Genomic DNA, 20,026 nt, shown 5'->3' on the forward strand with positions numbered 1-20,026 from the left:
GGTGAATCCATGATAAAAACGGATGTAGTGGATACAATTGCAAGAAATTTGCTGGAAGCAGAAAAGAATAAAACTGCACTCAATAATTTTGTTGATAAATATCCTGATTTAAATGAGGAAATGGGATATATCATTCAAGATAGATTAGTTGAAATGAAAGAAAAAGAAGAAAACACAAAGAGAGTTGGCTGGAAACTAGGTTTGACGAGTAAAGCAAAACAACAGATGATCGGTGTACATGAGCCTTCTTACGGAGTTCTTTTAGAGAGTATGCAATTATATGAGGGTGAATGGATTTCGACCGCTCCATTTATTCATGCCAAGGCAGAGCCGGAAATTGCATTTGTCTTAAATCAAGAGTTAAAAGGAGCGCATATAAGTGTAGCTGATGTACTGACCGCAACAGAATATGTCGCACCGGCTATTGAAATTATTGATAGTAGATTTTATGGGTATAAATTTACTTTAGCTGATGCGGTAAGTGACAATTCCTCTTCTTCCAGATTTATTATCGGGGAGCGTTTTTACCATCCTAAAAACGTGGATCTAAAACGTATGGGGTTTGTTTTTAGAAAAAATGGAGAAGTGTCAGCAACTGGTGCTGGAGCAGCTGTAATGGGACATCCCGCAAGAGCAATTGCCTGGCTTGCCAATCGACTTCAAAAAGTTGATAAGAGTTTGAAGCCAGGGGAAGTGATTTTAAGTGGATCTCTATCCGCTGCTGGTGATATTTCACCAAAAGATATTTTTACCGCCAGTTTTGATGGCATCGGTTCTGTCCATGCGATGTTTACAGAATAAAAACAATCAATAGAGGTGAAAAATGTGCCATTTATTCAAGTAAATATTTTAGAAGGAAGAGCACCAGCAACAAAAGAGCGATTTATTCGTGAAGTGACAGATTTAGCTACAGAAGTTTTTGATGCGCCTGAGCAAAGTGTACGGGTGATGATTAATGAACTCCCACCCGAACACTGGGGAATAGCTGGAGAATCAGTGAAAAAACGGAGGGAAAAATAAGATGCCAAGAGTAACTGCAGATGTTAAGGATATTGGTTTATATATTAATGGAGAGTATGGGCCTGCGGAGAATGAAGACATATTTGAGGTGACAAATCCAGCTACACAAGAAATCATTGCCCGTGTCAGTGAGGCTACGGAAGAGGATGTAGACCGTGCCTGTCGAGTTGCAAGAGACGCCTTTGAAAATGGGCCGTGGGGAAAAATGTCCGTAGCTGAACGTAGTGCAAAACTAAGGAAGATGGCAGATATCATTTTAGAAAGAAAAGAAGAAATTGCACGATATGATGCGATGGATGTTGGAAAGCCATATGAAGCAACTGTAGGTCATGAAGTTGCCCGTGCAGCGAATAATATCCGTTTCTTCGCAGATTTTGCAGAAAAGCAAGGTGGAGAAACATATCCAATGGGTGAAGAATTTATCAACTATACAAGATATGAGCCAGTGGGTGTTGCTGCACTGATTACACCTTGGAATGTCCCATTCATGTTAACGACATGGAAATTGGGACCTTGCCTGGCAGGAGGGAATACGGTTGTCATTAAACCAGCTGAAAACACTCCTCTATCTGTTTCACTACTCGGTGACATTGCCAAAGAAGCGGGGGTTCCTGATGGAGTTGTAAACGTTGTTCAAGGAAGAGGTGATATCGTCGGGAACGCTTTGACGACTCATCCAGAAGTCGATTTAGTTTCTTTCACTGGTTCAACTGCTACCGGAAAGAGGATTCTGAAAAGCGGAGCAGATACATTGAAGAAAGTATCATTTGAGTTAGGGGGAAAAGCAGCCAATATTATTTTTGAAGATGCAGACCTGGAAAAAGCTGTACCAGAATCTATTAAAGCAGCATTCATGAACTCTGGGCAAGTATGCCTTGCCGGCTCTAGAATTCTAGTACAACGCTCCATTTTTAATCAGTTCCTTGAGAAGTTTAAGAAAGCTGCACAGGATTTGAAAGTAGGCGATCCCCAAGAAAACGGTACAGATATGGGGCCATTGGTAAGTGAAACACACTACAATAAAGTAACAAGCTACCTGGAGATTGCGGAAGAAGAGGGTGCTACACTAATTTGTGGAGGCAAACGTCCAGAACTGCCGCAGTATTTGAGCGATGGCTATTATCTCGAACCGACAATATATGTCCACGAAAATTCTAAAGCCCGGATTTGTCAGGAGGAGATCTTTGGTCCAGTTGTAACGGTAATTCCATTTGATACAGAAGAAGAGGCCCTCCATATCGCTAATGATACGGATTACGGATTAAACGGGGTAGTCTGGACAGAAAACCTGCAAAGAGCACATCGTATTTCTCATCACGTTCGTGCAGGGACGATTTGGGTTAACTGCTGGTTCGTTCGTGATCTTCGTGCACCATTTGGCGGATTTAAAAAGAGTGGGATCGGTAGGGAAGGCGGTCATCATAGTATGGAGTTTTTCACCGAAGCTAAAAATATTTGTATTGCATTGAATTAATGTTACCTGCAATATAGGTTAATCGACCAATGGAAGGGGAGAAAGCAAATGAAAACTATTTATTTACATTCACAAAACCTTGCTTTCTGGCAGAAACATTCCAGAGAAAATGTAATTGCATTAGGATTCTTTGATGGCGTGCATAAGGGACATCAAAAAGTAATACGGCAAGCCAAAAAAGAAGCGGAAAGAAGAGGTGTGGATTTAACAGTGATGAGCTTTTTCCCCCATCCTAAAGTTGTGCTTTCCGGAGGGAAGAAAAAGTTTAACTACCTGATGCCGCTGAAAGCTAAAGCCGAGGTGCTGGAATCACTCGGGGTAGATCGTTTCTATATCGTAGAGTTTGATATGAATTTTGCCTCTCTTTCCCCTCAAGACTATGTAGAAAAATATCTTTTGAAATTCAGCACTGTACATGCCGTAGCTGGATATGATTTTCACTATGGCAAGTTGGGCGAGGGAAGTATTGATCGACTGAAAGAGGATTCTGCCGGTAGATTGGATGTGACAAAGGTCAACAAAGTAGAGTACCTGGGAAAGAAGATAAGCTCTACACGGATTAGACGCGCAATCGTGGAAGGGCAGGTAAATGATCTGTCTGTCATGATGGGACGTTTATATGAAGTGAAAGGAAAGATCTTAAATCATTCTTTCTTTCCCGATGACTATTATATGCTGCCACGAAGCGGGAACTACGAGGTAACGATTAACTCCGGAAGTGAGGTTTTTTACACAACCGTTCAAAACAATCCGGAAGAAGGCAGGCTTGAAATTTCAGATGAAAGAATAGGGCAGGAGCTGAATGGATTATATATTTCCGTCACTTGGAGGAAGCGCCTTTCCGATGTAAGATTGTATGAGCTTGTATGCTCAAGAATAGAAGCGTAGTAATAATGGTGAAAACTATAGGAAGCAGTGAAAGAAATTTATTAAACAGAAAAAACGTCAGCCGATAGTTTACACTAAAGAAACGGGTGTTTTTTTACTTGGATATAAAAAGGAAGGCAGTCGAAATGGCTGCCTTCCTTTTCATTCACTTGATAACATTTTTTTGTGGAACAAGCACTAAAGGCGTCTGAAATATCGTTCATCATACCCCAGGCGTTCCGACGCCTCTTTTCCAGCTTCCATCACTTTTTTCGCAATATCCGGTATTTTACTATCTTTCATGCGCTGGATGGGTCCGACTACGGTAATGGCGCTGACCACTTTTCCTTTGTAATCCCGTATCGGTGCAGCAACGGACTTCGTTCCTTCAGTCAGTTCTTCTGTACTGACCGCGTAGCCTTTTTTCCGTATGGATTGAAGTTCTTCTTGAAGAAGGTCAGGATCTGTAATGCTGTTCTCCGTATGGGCCACTAATCCCTGATTAATGACAGCTTCTACAATGTGATCGTCACTAAAGGCAAGTAATACTTTGCCTGAGCTTGTACAGTAGGAAGGGTTTCTCCTACCGAGGTGAGTGAGAATCCGGACGGGATGATTGCACTCCTCTTTATGGATATAAATCGTGTCGAGTCCGTCCATGATTGCTAAGTGTGCTGTTTCCCCGGTATCATTGACCAGTTTATATAAAACTGGAGCAGATTCTTTATGGATTTCCAGATTGTTGGTGACGATACCACCGAGCGTAAGGACGGACATCCCCAATCGATAGGCATTGGTTTTTGGATCTTTAATGACGAACCCTTCACTGGCAAGGGTAGATAGTAAGCGGCTGACCGTGCTTTTGGCCAGGCCTAAGGATTCTGCCAGTTCACTTACTTTTTTGGTCGGCTCATAGGTAGAAAAACTTTTTAAAATCAGCAATGCGTTTTTTACAGAAGAAAGGGTTTGCGGCTGCTTCTTTTTTGGCATTTTTTCACCTCTATTAAGTGTGGTTCTTTATAAGGGAACGTTTCTGTCGCGTGATAGAAAAGTAATTATACGCTAATTATATAGAATTAGGGCCATTTTCTAAATAGCAGTTGAAGAAAAACTTGATTATTTTTAATTTTGTTGCATATAGAGGAACATAGGGATTTTTAAAAGTCTGGATCGTTTCTATAATGAACATGTATTGAACAAATAAGGATTTTTGATATCTATTTATCGGAAACAGTCTGTAGGTTTCCGAAAAATTAAGGAGGCTTTCTATATGCAATCTACAAAAACAAAAGCTATTGATTGTGCCCATTATATTAATGGTGCCTATGCCGAGTCAGGAAATGGGAAAACGTTTGAAAATGTTAATCCAGCAACAGAAGAAGTACTGGGCACCGTTGCGGAAGGTGGAAAGGAAGAAGTTGATCAGGCAGTAAGCGCTGCCAGAAAAGCCCTGAAAGGTGAATGGGGTACTATGCCATTAAAAAAGCGATCAAATATCATCCGTAAAATCGGGGATTTGATTTTGGAGCGAAAAGAGGAACTCGCTGAGCTGGAATCCTTGGACACGGGTAAACCGCTATGGCTTTCCAACAAGGTTGATATCGATCGGGCAGCCAACAATTTCTATTTCTTTGCAGATTATATGACAACAGTTGGAACCGAGGCTTACCAGCAGGATGATATTGCTATTCATTATGCCGTTCGTAAACCTGTCGGTGTGGTAGGACTCATCAACCCATGGAATTTGCCACTCTTCCTGATGACATGGAAGTTGGCTCCGGCTCTCGCGGCGGGAAATACAGCTGTCATGAAACCATCGGAAGTGACTCCTATGACTGCAACCGTACTGGCTCAAATTTGTAAGGATGCGGGGGTACCGGATGGTGTGGTCAATATGGTCCACGGCTTTGGTGAAACAGGTGCTGCCCTTTCTTCCCACGATGATGTCGATGCGATCGCCTTCACTGGTGAGACGGTGACTGGTACAGCCATTATGAAAGCTGCCGCGCCAACACTTAAGAAGCTATCCTTTGAACTTGGCGGCAAGAACCCGAACATTATTTTTGCCGATGCCGACCTGGATGATGTCATTGAAACTACGATAAAATCCAGCTTCATTAATCAAGGGGAAGTCTGCTTGTGCGGTTCAAGAATTTATGTGGAACGTTCGGCTTATGATGAGTTTCTTGAAAAGTTTGCAGCAAAAACAAAAGAACTCAAAGTTGGCGATCCATTTGATCCTGATACAAATGTCGGAGCATTGGTCAGTGAAGAACACTATAACAAGGTGGTCAGCTACCTTGATATTGCCAAAGAAGAAGGCGGTACCTTCCTGACCGGCGGTAAGCCTGCTGAAGGCTTTGATAAAGGATTCTTCGTAGAACCTACAATTATTACCGGGCTCAGTAGTGAAGCCAGATGTGTACGCGAAGAAATCTTCGGACCGGTCGTAACCGTTGTTCCATTTGATACAGAAGAAGAAGTACTTGAACAAGTGAATGATACGCATTATGGTTTGAGTGCAAGCCTCTGGACGAGTGACATCAAACGTGCTACCCGCTTCAGCGGCCAGATTGAAGCAGGGATGGTTTGGGTGAACACATGGTTCCTTCGCGACTTGCGTACACCATTCGGAGGAATGAAGCGTAGTGGTATTGGCCGCGAAGGCGGAGCTCACAGTTTTGATTTCTACTCTGAATTAACAAATATTACGTTAAAAATGTAGGAGGATGACAGTGAAAACAGATAACGTAACCAAAAAGGAAACTCATGCGAAACATTTGTTAGATGCCTGGAGTAAAGGGGAAGGGGTTCAGCCGATTACGGAGCTGGATCCTGAGCTCTCCCTTGATGAAGCTTACCAGGTACAGTTATATACAATTGAACAAAAAGTGAATCAGGGACAGCGGATTACAGGGAAGAAAATCGGCCTGACCTCTAAGGCCATGCAAGATTCCCTTGGTGTAGATGAGCCGGATTATGGCCATTTGTTAGACCAAATGGAGTGTCCAAACCGGGGGAAGATCTCTTCTGCCCAAGTGTTACAGCCAAGGGTAGAAGGAGAAATTGCCTTTATTTTAAAAGATGATTTAGTAGGACCCAATGTAACGACATTAGATGTATTAAAGGCAACAGATGTTGTGGTTCCAGCGCTTGAAATCGTCGACAGCCGTATCAAAGATTGGAACATTACGTTAGCTGATACCGTGGCCGATAATGCTTCTTCCGGTATGTACATCCTTGGAGGAAGGCCAAAAAAGATTGAAGACATCGACCTGAAGCATATGGGGATGGCCCTTTATAAAAATGATGAATTATTGAATACAGGTGTTGGTGCTGCTGCCTTGGGAGATCCGGCCAAATGTGTCGCCTGGCTCGCCAATAAACTGGCAGCCTATGACATTACATTAAAAGCGGGAGAAATTATTCTATCAGGAGCATTATCTGCTGCCATGCCTGCTGAACCTGGTGATCATTTTTACGCGAAATTCGCAGAGCTGGGAGAAGTGCATGTTTCATTCACGGAGTAAAGGAAGGGTTTATTATGGATAATAATCAAATCAAAGAGCTTGCTGATTATGTACATCATGCAGAAAAAGAAAAACGGGAAATCACAAAAATTACGGCAGATTTATATCCGGAACTTTCTATTGATGAGGCCTATATCATTCAGGAAGAACTGATTCGCCAAAAGAAAGCGGAAGGCTTACAAATCATTGGTCCGAAAATGGGTATTACCAGTGAGGCCAAAATGAAGCAGATGGATGTGGATGATCCGATCTATGGCTATGTATTCGACAATATGGTGGTTGAGGATGGAGATTCTATTTCCATCTCGGATTATATTCATCCGAAAGTGGAACCTGAAATCGGGTTTATGTTAGCAAGAGATTTAGAAGGACCAAACGTGACCGCTCTTGACGTACTACGAGCCACAGAATATGTATTTCCTGCAATAGAGATTATCGACAGCCGGTATGAGAACTTCAATTTCACGCTGCCGGATGTTATCGCAGATAACACTTCTGCAGCAGGTGCTGTGTTTGGAACTTATTTAAGAAACCCTGATGAGTTAGACCTTGATGTGGTCGGTGTAACATTATCTATCAATGGTGAAATTCAATCATTGGGGGCCGGGGCTGCTGTGCTTGGAAACCCAGCCAATTCCGTTGCGAGACTGGCCAATATGTTAAGTAAAAAAGGAGAAAAAGTAAAAGCGGGACAGCCGATTTTAACCGGCGGTGTCACTGCAGCAGTGCGACTATCTCCTGGTGATTTTGTCCAGGCGGAATACGGCGGGTTAGGCAGCGTGTCCTTTACGGTACGTTAAAATATTTAACTCTATTTGAGGGCTAAAGGATAAGAAGAACCTAAGGCTTTCGCCATAAGTACTTGGCGATAAGCCAGTTTTTCTAATCAAAGAATAGTGGAATGCTTTAGAGGTGGTGAAGGATTTGCCAATTATTAATGTACAATTAATGGAGGGTAGAGATCCAGAAAAAATTGAAACACTGATGAAGAATCTAACCGAAACAGTCAGTGAATCACTGGGTGCCCCCAAGGAAAATGTACGTGTGCTTGTCAACGAAGTACCAAAAACGCATTGGTCTATTGGAGGTACGAGTGCCAAACAATTAGGAAAATAAAAATAAGCGCAGAGACAATTTTCTGACTTCCACCTGTTGGAGGGTGAAGAATTGTCTCTGCGCTTTTTTAGACTTCAGTATACTTATGGTTAATAATCGAGTAAATGATTTTTTTAGCCAAACTCTCGATGCGGGAATTATTGCGAAACTGGACATAGACTTCGTTAGGAATACTATAAATTTCATCGATTTCCCGTACTTCCACTTCAGCATCGTACCTTTTATCAATCCCCAGTTTAGGAATGATGCCAATCCCGATGTCATTGGCAACAGCATTGAGCAGCATTTCATTATTGTCGACATCCATACGTGTTATATTCTGGGCACCGATGAGCTGCTTATCAATCAAGTTCCACAGCGTGGAATTTCTCCTATAACTGATGATTGTTTCTCCGCTTAAGTCTTTCACAAGAAGTGATTGTTTTTGACATAATGGATGGTTTTTTGGAAGGACAACCACCAGATTATTATCAAATAAGTATTCGGAAGTAATGTCAGGATTATTCGCTAGAACATTTCTCGTAAAGATCAAATCTACCTCTCCTGATAAAGCCCGTTCATTTAAACTGACAGAATCATAACCTTCGATCACTTGCACATCAATATCCCCTAATGATTTGATCGTTTTTAAGAGTTCTACGATAAAGGAATGCGAGTATCCCGGAGAGAAGCCGACTTTGATGATCGGATCTTTCACCATGTTTGGGATTTCCTTGGAATGGTTGATATAGATTAGGATGTTTTTGGCATATTCGATGAACAGGTTGGCTTCTTCTGTTAGAAAGATTTCGTGTCCGATTCTTTTAAAGAGCTGACATTGCAGGATGTCTTCTAACGCCTTTATTCGTGAGGTAACGGTCGGCTGTGTAACTTTAAGGTCTTCAGCCGCTTTGGAGTAGCTTCTATGCTGGACGACGGTAAGAAACGTATGTAATTGGCTTTCATTCATCTGGTTTCCTCCTAAATCTTCCTTATTAATAATCTCTGCTTTATGATGCAGATTTTTGATAAGAGGCTTATTCAACTAAATGTTTGTAAAGTCGAAGACTTTACTTCGAGAAGTTTATCTGAATAACGGTCCGGTGGGGAACGACTCCCTTTCCGCAGGCATGCGCTGATCCTCCTCAGACTTCGTCTTGCGGGACTTCAGCTATCCCGTATATCCCACAGGACGTTGAATTTCATCCAGACTTAATCCACGCACGAAGGAAATGTGTAGCATTTTCAAGGAGTCTCACGGTTTCCCTACGCCCCTTGCCATAAGAGGCTTGTAATCACACTTGTGAAAATTGCCCCATGAAAATAAAAAGAAGTTATTGGTATCTTTATACCCTTTATAAATGAGTTTGGATGAAGCTTTTAGTTGTACCTTCATTCTCCTAATTGAAGGGCCCGTTTATGACAAAACTGGCTGGATGGGAAGGGAAACGGCGAGACTCCCGCGGGAGAAGGGGCTAGGCGAGATCCCACAGGGCTTTAGCCCGAGGAAGCTTGCCAGCTCCCCCGCAGGAAAGCGAGTTGTTTTCCCGGACCATCCCATTCCTCTCATGGTAACGGCCCCACTATCTTAAAAAAGGTGTTAAAAAAAGTAGCTTATCTGCTTTAACCGTAGAAAGCGCTTTCAAAGATTACTAAGAAATGGTGGAAATTTAGGGATCAATTACCCAAGAATCTGTTAAATCTACTATTTAATAGGGGAAAAGTTCCCCTTAGAGATTAGCATACGATGATTATATTGATAAAAAAGTGAACTTGTCAACCTGGATTACAGACAATTCTGTATTTTGAAACCGCTGTATAAATTATTTTTTGCTATTCGCAGGAAAGCAAAAAATAATTCAATTGGTATCTAAAAATTCTGACTTTTATAATGGTAAGTAAGCAATTTAAACAACACGAATATAGTGAAAAACAGTTAAGGAGGAATTGCGAAAACTTATGAAAGTGTTTACAAGATTGATGAGTAAACAAATGCAAGCGTTAACAAAAGAACATCAAACGCTGCGCCAAGGAATCTTTTCAAAACAGAGAACCGGGAATACATGGCCGAGTACATGATCAGTCAATCGCAGAAGTGCCAGGCTTAAGTAATCTAAAAATGAGGTGAATAAAATGGAAGAATTAATCCGTGATAATCGGGAGAAAAATGAATTTCTAGTTCATAGAAGTGTGTTTACAGACAAAGAAATGCTGGCAAGAGAACGTGCAGAAATTTTTAATAAGTGCTGGCTGTTTATTGGACATGAAACAGAAGTTCCTGAAAAAGGGGATTACAAACGGAAAAAAGTTGGTGGTCGTAACTTGCTACTTGTCCATAGCCAGGATGGTGAAATCAGAGCGCTATATAATACATGTCCACACCGCGGCGCGCTTGTGGCAAGGGAAAACGAAGGTAATTCCAGAGTATTCCGTTGTTTCTACCATGCATGGAGCTTTAAAAATGATGGTCAATTGAACGGGATGCCGGGTAAAGATGGTTTCCCTGATGATTTCAACTGCGAAGGCACGAAAGATATGAAAGCGGTTAATCGCCTGGAAAGCTATCGTGGGTTCATGTTTGTCAACTTCGACGATCAGGCTGTTTCCCTAGAGGAGTACTTAGCGGATGCGAAAGAGTATATTGACTTGGCGGCAGACCAATCCGAAGCCGGACTGGAAGTTCTTGGCGGAGTACAGCAATACAGTGTCCGGGCCAACTGGAAGCTGTTAGCTGAAAATAGCGTCGACCTCTATCACGGGATGCCAACCCATAAGACGTATTTTGATATTAAACAAGCCCAGGATCCTGATTTGAAACGCGTGAAGCTGGAAGGAAGGGGCAAAGACCTGGGTAACGGTCATGCTGTCATGGAATATGTGGCACCGTGGGGTAGACCGGTTGCTCAGTGGACACCTATTTGGAGTGAAGATTTAAAACAGGATATGGAGAAAATGAAAGAAAAATTAGTGGAAAGGTTCGGAGAAGAACGTGCCGATCGCATCGCTAACTACAACCGCAACATTATCATTTTCCCTAATCTGGTTATCAACGACATCATGGCGATTACAGCAAGAACTTTCTATCCATCAAGCCCTGGTTATATGGAAGTTTCCGGCTATTCACTGGCTCCTAAAGGAGAAGATGCAGAGCATCGAATGGCAAGAAATAATAACTTTTTAGAATTCCTCGGACCAGGCGGTTTTGCGACTCCGGATGATAACGAGGCACTGGAACTTTGTCAGGAAGCTTATAACAATAATCAGGAAGTTCAATGGAATGATATTTCGAAAGGCATGGTCAGAGGAGAAGAAAATGCCATGGCAACGGATGAACTTCAAATGAGGAGCTTCTGGAGGCAATACAAGGTCAGAATCGAGGAATCCATGAAGAAGGAGGTTGCTCAGACATGACAGTAGCAGCGCTGACACGGCAGGATGTCATTGATTTTCTATATCAGGAAGCCAAATTACTGGATGAGTGGAAATTAAAAGAATGGGCCGCTTTATTTACGGATGAGGGCACGTATAAGGTTCCGCCGATCGGCGAACCGGATGCCAGCCCGACGGAGTCGCTCTTCTATGTCCATGATAACCGGTCACGTCTGCAGGAGCGGGCAGAGCGGCTATTGAAAAAAGAAGCCCATGTGGAATATCCGCATTCTACCACGCTTCGCAACTACCATAATATCCTGGTTAGTGGTCTTGAATCTGATGTGATCACGGTGGAGTGCAACTTTACAACACACCGGACCAAAAGAGAAGTGTTAGATACGTTTGTTGGAAAACACACGTATGAAATTGTTCAGCAAAATGGCGAACTTGCGATTAAGAGTAAAAAAGTGGTCTTATATCTGGATAGTTTACGACCACATGGAAAAATCAGTTTAATTCTTTGATAGATTCCGAACAGAGAGGTGGTGAATGGTATGAGTAACGAACACGAAGTTTACGACATTACCATTGTAGGCGGTGGTCCAGTAGGTATGTTTACTGCCTTCTACGCGGGGATGCGCCAGGCGAGTGTGAAAGTGATTGAGAGTCTGCCACAGCTGGGCGGCCAGCTGGCTGCATTATATCCTGATAAATATGTCTATGATGTTGCTGGATTTCCTAAGGTGAAAGCCAAGGATCTAGTGTCCCAGTTGAAAGAGCAAATGGATCAATTTGAGAATGAGGTTTGCCTGGGGGAAGAAGTCACAGAGGTGACGAAAGAAGATGATATTTTCACCATCAAAACCAATACCCAGACCCATTACTCGAGAACGATTATTGTAACTGCAGGAAATGGTGCCTTTAAACCGCGTAACATGAACTTGGAAAGAGAAGAACAGTATACCGGGAAGAACCTTCATTACAGTATCGAGGATATCAATGATTTTAAAGATAAAGATGTGGTCGTTTGCGGCGGCGGAGATTCTGCGGTAGATTGGGCGCTCATGTTAGAGAATGTTGCTTCATCAGTAAATATCGTCCACCGCAGAGATCGATTCAGAGCACATGAACATAGTGTCAATTTATTAAAGGATTCGTCTGTTAATATTCTGACTCCGTATTCACCATGTGAATTACTGGGAGACGAAAAAATAGATTGCGTAAAGCTGAAAAAAGCCAAAACAGAAGAATTTATGGAATTAAAAGCCGATGAATACCTGGTCAATTACGGGTTTATATCCAATCTTGGCCCTATTAATGACTGGGGACTTGAAATAGAAAAGAACTCGATCCTGGTAAACTCAAAAGCAGAAACCAGTATCCCCGGCATCTATGCCGCGGGGGATATCTCAACCTATCCTGGCAAAGTCAAATTGATGGCAACCGGTTTTGGTGAAGCTCCGATTGCCGTGAGTAATGCCAAGGTTTATATCAATCCGAACGAATCCTTACACGCGGCTCATAGTACATCCATCATGAGCAGGAAGGATAAGAAGAAGAAAGAAAAAGTAGTCACTTGATATAAAAGGGCTGTTTTTATAAAAGAGGAGGAACATAATATGTCAAAAGTAAAAGAAGATATCATCAGTAAGGAATCAGCACAGGAGAGGCTGGAAACGTATTTACGTACAGTTGCCCACATCGGCCATGTTGAAATCAGCGTAACCAATTTTGAACAATCGCTATGGTTTTTTACCGAAGTCATGGGACTTGTATTAACCGAAACAGATGGGGATCGTGCTTACCTGAGGGCATGGCAGGACTTTGACCATCACACGCTCGTTCTGAAGGCGTCCAACACATCCGAAGTCAACCGCATGGGCTGGCGTGTAAGCACGAAGGAATCCCTGGAACTATTTGAAAAGCAATTACAAGTAATGAATATCGACTATCACTGGGTAGACGGCGGTCAAAAGAAAGCATTGGGAGACACGCTTCAGTTTAAATCCCCTGCCGGCATCCCGGTTGAATTATATTGGGAAAAAGAATTGTTTGTTACCGATGACCCGGCTTTGAAGTCGAACTTACCAAGTCATCCAAGTAAGTATATGGCAAAAGGTGTCTCCCCTCGCCGTTTTGATCATGTCAACCTGATGGTGAATGATGTTGCCGAAGAACAGCAGTGGTGGACGGATCTGCTTGGTATTCATCACCGCTATTATATCCAGAACCAGGAGGATGTCCGCTTAGGTTCCTGGTTGAGCCGTACCAACATTGCGCATGAAATCGCGTTGATGAGAAATTCCAACCAGGACGGGGCAGCTTTCCACCATTTAGCCTATTACCTGGATTCTCCGGATGAACTGCTGCGTGCCTCCAATATCATGGCAGAAAACGGCATCAAGATTGAATGGGGTCCTGGTAAGCATGGTACCAGCGGCGCACAATTCATCTATGTCTTTGAACCTTCAGGACATCGTGTGGAAATCTGGACAGGCGGCATCCTTATGTTCTCCCCGGATTGGGAACCGATCAAATGGTCTTCGGATGTTGGCCAGCTAGGCTTGGAAATGTGGGGAAGCACACCGCCGGAATCCTATCTGACTTATGGAACCAAAATAGGAGAGTAATGGATATAGAGAGACTAGTTTACTAGTCTCTTTATTCAGAAACTATCAATGCTGGGAGAGGTCATTTGTGCAATCAAACATTAACATTGATTTTCATACACATATCATTTCCGAGGAATTTTTGAATTTAGCTGAAAAATATGGCGATGACCGCTGGCCTGTGTTAGAGAAAACCTGTGATTGTGGTGCCAATATCATGATCAAGGGGAACAAATTCCGGGAGATAACGGACCAGACGTGGGATGCCGAAAAACGAATAAGTGACATGGATAAAGAAGGTATTGATATCCAGGTTTTATCCCCGATACCGGTTACATTCAGTTATTGGGCAGACCCGGAACAAGGGTTGGAAATGGCCAGGTTCCAGAACGATTTCATTGCATCCGTCACACGGGAACACCCGGACAGGTTCATTGGGTTAGCTACCGTCCCATTACAGGATGTTGATTTAGCCATAGAAGAAATGGGTCGGGCAGTCAATGAACTGGGATTAAAAGGGATCGAAATCGGAAGTAACGTGGAAGGCAAGAATCTCGATGACGAGTCATTAGAACGTTTTTTCAAAGCTGCCAATGATCAGGAAGTGCCATTGTTTGTGCATCCTTGGGCGACATTAGGAAGAGAACGCATGCCACGCCATAACTTCATGTATATGGTAGGGATGCCTTCTGAAACAGCACTGGCAGCCGGAAGTATCATTATGAGCGGGATGCTGGATAGGTATCCAAAATTAAAATTATGTTTCGCCCATGGCGGCGGTGCTTTGCCGTATTTATTACCACGAATGGATAAAGGCTGGCATGTCTGGCCGCAAATCAGGAAGACAGAAAAGCCGCCAAGTCATTATGCGAAACAACTTTATTATGATTCACTCGTTTACGAGGAAGATAATTTACAGTTTATGATCGATAAATTCGGTGTTGATCAGATCATAGCAGGTTCTGATTATCCTTTCTTATTACGTGAAGCACCATCCGGTAAAGTGGTAGACCAATTGTCGACACTGAGTGAAGCGGAAAAGGAAAAGATTCTCGCGATGAATGCTTTAGATTTCTTAAATCTGAATAAAGAAGACTACTTGAAGTCGGTCAACAAGGAATATAGTACGAAGTGAAACTGGATGATTGAGACAGATTGGAAACAAGTCATCAAAACAGATAGAAAAGGAGAGGATCATCTTGGCATTTGTAATAACGAGTCCTTGCCAGCATGAAAAGGCAGCAGGGTGTGTTGACGTATGCCCGGTCGATTGTATTGCAGAAGGGGAGGATCAATATTATATTGATCCAAATACTTGTATAGACTGTGGTGCTTGCGTTGCAGCCTGCCCGGTTGAGGCAATCTTCGATGAACATGAGTTAACACCCGAACAGGAAGAACAACTGGAAAAAGCCGAAAACTTCTTCGGCTAGGGAGCGTGGGGCACGCCCCCTGAATCCCTGGCTGTCATTTGTATAGATATTTTCGGGAATGTTGGAGGCAACATTCCCCTTTTTCATTTAAAGTAATGGTGGAAAAATGATCATAGCAGACAAAGAACGAAATGGAGAGTGGACTATGGCAGACGTTAAGAAAATCAATAAAGTTTTAGTAGCAAACCGCGGGGAAATTGCTATCCGCGTTTTCCGTGCATGTACAGAACTCGATATTCGCACCGTAGCAGTCTATTCCCAGGAAGACACTGGTTCTTATCACAGGTATAAAGCGGATGAAGCTTATTTAGTAGGGGAAGGAAAGAAACCGATCGACGCCTATTTGGATATCGAAGGGATCATTGAAATCGCTAAACATGTAGGTGTTGATGCGATTCATCCTGGTTACGGGTTCTTATCCGAAAACATAGAGTTTGCCCGCCGTTGTGAGCAGGAAGGGATCACCTTTATTGGACCGACGAGCGAACATTTAAATATGTTTGGGGATAAAGTGAAAGCACGGGATCAAGCGGTTCAGGCAGATATTCCTGTAATTCCTGGAAGCGATGGACCCGTAAGCGGCCTTCAGGAAATCCGCGACTTTGGTGAGGAACACGGCTATCCATTAATGATAAAAGCAGCCATGGGTGGCGGCGGACGCGGGATGCGCGTGGTCCGGAGTGCCGATACCCTGGATGAAGCGTACGACAGAGCTCGTTCCGAAGCACGCGCTGCTTTTGGCAGTGATGAAGTCTATGTAGAAAGATTGATCGAAGAGCCGAAACATATTGAAGTGCAAATCATCGGGGATGCTGAGGGCAATATTGTCCATTTATATGAAAGAGACTGTTCGGTGCAAAGGCGCCATCAGAAAGTGGTAGAGGTGGCTCCGAGCGTAAGCTTGACGGACGAATTGAGGGAGCGGATCTGCCAGGCAGCCGTCAAGCTGATGGACAATGTCAAGTACATCAATGCAGGAACCGTTGAATTCCTTGTTACAGAGAATGAATTTTATTTTATTGAAGTGAATCCCCGTGTCCAGGTGGAGCACACGATCACAGAGATGATCACAGGAGTGGACATCGTCCAGACGCAAATCCTTGTAGCAGAAGGATACAGTCTCCATGGCAATCGAATTGGTATTCCTGCACAGGCTGAGATCCATACCCATGGCTACGCCATCCAATCCCGTGTCACCACAGAAGATCCGTTGAACAACTTTATGCCTGACACAGGGAAGATCATGGCCTACCGGACAGGGGGCGGGTTCGGCGTTCGGCTTGATGCCGGAAACGGATTCCAGGGAGCGGTCATATCCCCATACTATGATTCTTTGCTGGTGAAGCTGTCGACGTGGGCATTAAGTTTTGATCAGGCTGCCAAAAAAATGGTACGTAACTTAAAAGAGTTCCGCATCCGCGGTATTAAGACGAACATTCCATTTCTGGAAAACGTCATTCAGCATAAACAATTCCTATCCGGCGAGTACCATACAACTTTTATCGACCGGTCTCCGGAATTGTTTGTATTTCCGAAAAGAAAAGACCGCGGAACGAAGATGCTGTCCTATATTGCGGACCGGACGGTTAACGGCTTTGAAGGGAATGGAAACCGGAAGAAACCAGCGTATTCCAAACCCAGGATTCCTAAGATTAAACATTACGAGTCGATCCCAAATGGGACCAAGCAGATTCTGGAGGAACGTGGAGCAGAGGGGCTGGCCGAATGGCTGAAGGAACAGGAAGAAGTACTTATGACAGATACAACCTTCCGCGATGCCCACCAGTCCTTATTAGCGACAAGGGTCCGGACAAAAGATCTGGAAAATATCGCGGAACCGACAGCCTGTCTGCTTCCGGAATTGTTTTCCATGGAGATGTGGGGAGGCGCTACGTTTGATGTAGCCTACCGGTTCCTCAATGAGGATCCATGGGAGCGGTTATTGAAACTGCGCAACAAGGCACCGAACGTACTGTTCCAAATGCTCCTGAGGGCTTCCAATGCGGTAGGATATAAAAACTACCCGGACAACTTGATTCGTGAATTTGTAGAGAAAAGTGCCGATGCAGGTATCGGTGTGTTCCGTATATTCGACAGTCTTAACTGGATTGATGGCATGAAGCTGACCATTGATGCGGTCAGGGAAAGTGGCAAGGTAGCTGAGGCGGCGATGTGCTACACCGGGGATATCCTTGATTCCAGCCGTCCGAAATATGACCTGGCGTATTATCAAAAGGTAGCGAAAGAGCTGCAGGATTCCGGGGCACATATCCTCGGGATTAAAGATATGGCTGGATTGTTAAAACCGGAAGCAGCATATCAATTGATTTCCACCTTGAAAGAAACAATTGATATACCGATTCATTTGCATACCCACGATACAAGCGGAAACGGCCTGTTCACCTATGCCCGTGCCGTTGAAGCAGGGGTTGATGTCGTAGATGTGGCCGCAGGTTCGATGGCAGGATTGACCTCCCAGCCGAGTGCCAGCAGCCTATACTACGCTTTAGAAGGAAACGAAAGAAAGCCGAACGTTGATATTAGCGCTTACGAAAAACTGGGACGCTATTGGGAGGATACACGAAAATACTATCAGGACTTTGAAAGCGGCATGAACGCCCCGCACACAGAGGTATATGAACATGAAATGCCTGGCGGGCAGTACAGTAATCTTCAGCAGCAGGCCAAAGCAGTCGGGCTTGGCTCCCGATGGGACGAAGTGAAGACCATGTACCGTCGCGTCAACGATATGTTCGGGGATATCGTCAAAGTGACACCATCTTCAAAGATTGTCGGGGACATGGCCCTTTATATGGTGCAAAATGATTTGAATGAGGATGATATTTATGAAGAAGGGGAATCTCTCGACTTCCCGGATAGTGTGGTCGAGTTTTTCCAAGGTTATTTGGGTCAGCCTTATGGCGGATTTCCTGCCGAACTGCAGCGGATTATCCTGAAAGGTCGCGAGCCGATCGGTGTCCGTCCGGGTGAACTGCTGGAGCCTGTGGACTTCAATAACCTGAAAGAGACGCTGTTCCATTCCCTTGATCGGCAGGTCACCAGTTTTGATATGATCAGCTATGCCTTGTATCCGAAAGTATTCATGGACCATCAAAAGTTCATGGAGCAATACGGCAATGTGTCCGTGCTGGATACCCCGACGTTCTTCTACGGGATGAGACTCGGTGAAGAAATCGAGCTGGATATTGAGCAGGGGAAGACACTGATTGTCAAATTGATTTCTATAGGGGAGCCGCAAATCGACGGAACGAGGACCGTCTTCTTTGAGCTGAATGGCCAGCCGCGTGAGGTAGTCGTCAAGGACCAGAATGTGAAAGCCACTGTCCAGGAGCGGCCTAAAGCAGATAAATCGAATGATAAACACATTGGTGCCACGATGCCGGGAACGGTTATTAAGGTGCTGTCAGGAAAAGGTGAACAGGTGAAAAAAGGCGATCATTTAATGATCACGGAAGCCATGAAGATGGAGACAACCGTCCAGGCGCCTTTTGATGGAAAAATAAAGGATATCTATGTAGAAAGTAATGAAGCCATTCATGTAGGCGATTTAATGATCGAATTTGAATAACGAAAGAAGGGGAGTGAAATGATGAATAATATTACGGTACTTGGAGCAGGTGTTATGGGGCATGGTGCCGCTCAATTATTTGCCCAGGCAGGAAAAAATGTAAAAATCCGGGCCAGACGCGAGTCATCATTAGAAGATGCAAGAGAACTTATGACGAATAGCTTGAAAATTATGGTTGAAAAAGAGATGCTGACGGAAAACGAGATGCACCAGGCGTTAGCCCGTATCACGTATACCACGGATTTGCACGAAGCTATCCAAGGTGCTGACTTTATTTTTGAATCCATTCCGGAAGATCTTGAAAAGAAACTCGATACTTACGAAGTTATTGAACGTATTGTTTCAGACGATACGATTATTTCTTCTAATACTTCCACTTTCCCGCTAAAGGAATTAACTCAAAAAGCAAAGCATCCGGAGAGGTTTGTCATTACACACTTCTTTAATCCGCCACAGCTTGTACCTATTGTGGAAATTGTGAAGGGAGAAAAAACAGAGGAACATGTGGTAGAAACAACCTATAAGCTAATACAAGAAATCGGAAAAAATCCGGTAGTGCTGAAAAAAGAAATTTCAGGCTTTATTGTTAACCGTGTTCAAGTAGCTATGCTTCGGGAAGCGTTCTATTTAATGGAAGAGGGAGTAGCTACTGCGGAAGATATTGATGTTGCTATGAAAGGAAGTATGGGTTTTAAATGGGCTTTTTGCGGACCAATGGAAAGTCAGGATTTAGCCGGCCTGCAAACCACCCAGGCGATGGTTGGAAAGATAGTAGAAGATCTATCCAATACAAGAGAAGTCCCAGCTTTCTTGAAGAAAATGGTGGAAAATGAACAGTTTGGAATCAGAACAAATAAGGGTTTTTACGAATATGACGATCACGGTGAACAAGCCATTCACAAACGAGACGACCATTTTCTGGATCTCTTAAAGTTATTACAGCAAAAAGGTTGAACAAGAGACGTTAAAAAGTGCCTGATCCCCAGTGAGTTAACGCTTTACTGCAGTGGGGGTCAGGCACTTGTTTGTCTCCGGTG

18 protein-coding genes are annotated in these 20,026 nt (G+C 43.6%); 16 read left to right on the plus strand and 2 right to left on the minus strand.

The window, feature by feature from the left end; all coding sequences use genetic code 11:
- Nucleotides 1-9: 9 nt before the first annotated feature.
- Genes P855_RS0102720 through P855_RS0102735 form a run of 4 tightly spaced genes read left to right on the plus strand, consistent with a single transcriptional unit; the run spans nucleotide 10 to nucleotide 3,382 of the window.
- Nucleotides 10-801, plus strand: coding sequence for a 2-keto-4-pentenoate hydratase (locus P855_RS0102720; RefSeq protein WP_037985584.1), 792 nt, complete (start codon nucleotides 10-12; stop codon nucleotides 799-801).
- Between the two features lie 24 nt (nucleotides 802-825).
- Complete coding sequence (locus tag P855_RS0102725; protein WP_028782154.1) at nucleotides 826-1,020, plus strand: tautomerase family protein; 195 nt, start codon at nucleotides 826-828, stop codon at nucleotides 1,018-1,020.
- Nucleotide 1,021: 1 nt separating this feature from the next.
- On the plus strand, nucleotides 1,022-2,494 hold the full coding sequence (locus P855_RS0102730) for an aldehyde dehydrogenase (RefSeq protein ID WP_028782155.1): 1,473 nt from the start codon (nucleotides 1,022-1,024) through the stop codon (nucleotides 2,492-2,494).
- A gap of 48 nt (nucleotides 2,495-2,542) precedes the next feature.
- On the plus strand, nucleotides 2,543-3,382 hold the full coding sequence (locus P855_RS0102735) for an FAD synthetase family protein (protein ID WP_028782156.1): 840 nt from the start codon (nucleotides 2,543-2,545) through the stop codon (nucleotides 3,380-3,382).
- 177 nt (nucleotides 3,383-3,559) lie between these two features.
- Here P855_RS0102735 and P855_RS0102740 read toward each other — a convergent pair whose 3' ends face one another.
- Nucleotides 3,560-4,351, minus strand: a complete 792-nt coding sequence (locus tag P855_RS0102740; protein ID WP_028782157.1) for an IclR family transcriptional regulator — start codon at nucleotides 4,349-4,351, stop codon at nucleotides 3,560-3,562.
- A gap of 280 nt (nucleotides 4,352-4,631) precedes the next feature.
- Between P855_RS0102740 and P855_RS0102745 the strand changes: the two genes are divergently transcribed.
- The 4 genes from P855_RS0102745 (at nucleotide 4,632) to P855_RS0102760 (ending at nucleotide 8,007) form a co-directional block, all read left to right on the plus strand.
- Nucleotides 4,632-6,086, plus strand: coding sequence for an aldehyde dehydrogenase (locus P855_RS0102745; RefSeq protein ID WP_028782158.1), 1,455 nt, complete (start codon nucleotides 4,632-4,634; stop codon nucleotides 6,084-6,086).
- Nucleotides 6,087-6,096: 10 nt separating this feature from the next.
- Nucleotides 6,097-6,891 (plus strand): fumarylacetoacetate hydrolase family protein, encoded by a 795-nt coding sequence (locus tag P855_RS0102750; protein ID WP_028782159.1) that lies wholly within the window; start codon nucleotides 6,097-6,099, stop codon nucleotides 6,889-6,891.
- Nucleotides 6,892-6,905: 14 nt separating this feature from the next.
- Nucleotides 6,906-7,691: a 2-keto-4-pentenoate hydratase gene (locus P855_RS0102755; RefSeq protein ID WP_028782160.1), complete on the plus strand. Its 786-nt coding sequence runs from the start codon at nucleotides 6,906-6,908 to the stop codon at nucleotides 7,689-7,691.
- A gap of 124 nt (nucleotides 7,692-7,815) precedes the next feature.
- The gene (locus P855_RS0102760) at nucleotides 7,816-8,007 is read left to right on the plus strand and encodes a 4-oxalocrotonate tautomerase (protein WP_028782161.1); all 192 of its coding nucleotides are present in this window, start codon (nucleotides 7,816-7,818) and stop codon (nucleotides 8,005-8,007) included.
- A 67-nt stretch (nucleotides 8,008-8,074) separates the two neighbouring features.
- Here the strand turns inward: P855_RS0102760 and P855_RS0102765 are convergent, their stop codons facing one another.
- The gene (locus P855_RS0102765) at nucleotides 8,075-8,956 is read right to left on the minus strand and encodes a LysR family transcriptional regulator (RefSeq protein WP_028782162.1); all 882 of its coding nucleotides are present in this window, start codon (nucleotides 8,954-8,956) and stop codon (nucleotides 8,075-8,077) included.
- A gap of 1,163 nt (nucleotides 8,957-10,119) precedes the next feature.
- On the opposite strand from P855_RS0102765, the gene P855_RS0102780 reads away from it, so the two are divergent.
- The 8 genes from P855_RS0102780 (at nucleotide 10,120) to P855_RS0102815 (ending at nucleotide 19,943) form a co-directional block, all read left to right on the plus strand.
- The gene (locus P855_RS0102780; protein ID WP_037985588.1) at nucleotides 10,120-11,397 is read left to right on the plus strand and encodes an aromatic ring-hydroxylating oxygenase subunit alpha; all 1,278 of its coding nucleotides are present in this window, start codon (nucleotides 10,120-10,122) and stop codon (nucleotides 11,395-11,397) included.
- The gene (locus P855_RS0102785) at nucleotides 11,394-11,882 is read left to right on the plus strand and encodes an aromatic-ring-hydroxylating dioxygenase subunit beta (protein WP_028782165.1); all 489 of its coding nucleotides are present in this window, start codon (nucleotides 11,394-11,396) and stop codon (nucleotides 11,880-11,882) included. The genes P855_RS0102780 and P855_RS0102785 overlap by 4 nt, the downstream gene beginning before the upstream one ends.
- A 30-nt stretch (nucleotides 11,883-11,912) precedes the next feature.
- Nucleotides 11,913-12,938 (plus strand): NAD(P)/FAD-dependent oxidoreductase, encoded by a 1,026-nt coding sequence (locus P855_RS0102790; RefSeq protein ID WP_028782166.1) that lies wholly within the window; start codon nucleotides 11,913-11,915, stop codon nucleotides 12,936-12,938.
- Between the two features lie 39 nt (nucleotides 12,939-12,977).
- Nucleotides 12,978-13,988: a VOC family protein gene (locus P855_RS20290; RefSeq protein WP_051353052.1), complete on the plus strand. Its 1,011-nt coding sequence runs from the start codon at nucleotides 12,978-12,980 to the stop codon at nucleotides 13,986-13,988.
- A 67-nt stretch (nucleotides 13,989-14,055) separates the two neighbouring features.
- Nucleotides 14,056-15,102, plus strand: coding sequence for an amidohydrolase family protein (locus P855_RS0102800; protein WP_028782167.1), 1,047 nt, complete (start codon nucleotides 14,056-14,058; stop codon nucleotides 15,100-15,102).
- Nucleotides 15,103-15,166: 64 nt separating this feature from the next.
- On the plus strand, nucleotides 15,167-15,400 hold the full coding sequence (locus P855_RS0102805; RefSeq protein WP_028782168.1) for an indolepyruvate ferredoxin oxidoreductase subunit alpha: 234 nt from the start codon (nucleotides 15,167-15,169) through the stop codon (nucleotides 15,398-15,400).
- A gap of 145 nt (nucleotides 15,401-15,545) precedes the next feature.
- Complete coding sequence (gene pyc, locus P855_RS0102810; protein WP_028782169.1) at nucleotides 15,546-18,989, plus strand: pyruvate carboxylase; 3,444 nt, start codon at nucleotides 15,546-15,548, stop codon at nucleotides 18,987-18,989.
- Between the two features lie 21 nt (nucleotides 18,990-19,010).
- On the plus strand, nucleotides 19,011-19,943 hold the full coding sequence (locus P855_RS0102815) for a 3-hydroxyacyl-CoA dehydrogenase family protein (RefSeq protein ID WP_051353053.1): 933 nt from the start codon (nucleotides 19,011-19,013) through the stop codon (nucleotides 19,941-19,943).
- Nucleotides 19,944-20,026 lie beyond the last annotated feature (83 nt).

The organism is Thalassobacillus devorans MSP14 (assembly GCF_000496835.1).
Lineage (GTDB): Bacteria > Bacillota > Bacilli > Bacillales > Halobacillaceae > Thalassobacillus > Thalassobacillus devorans_B.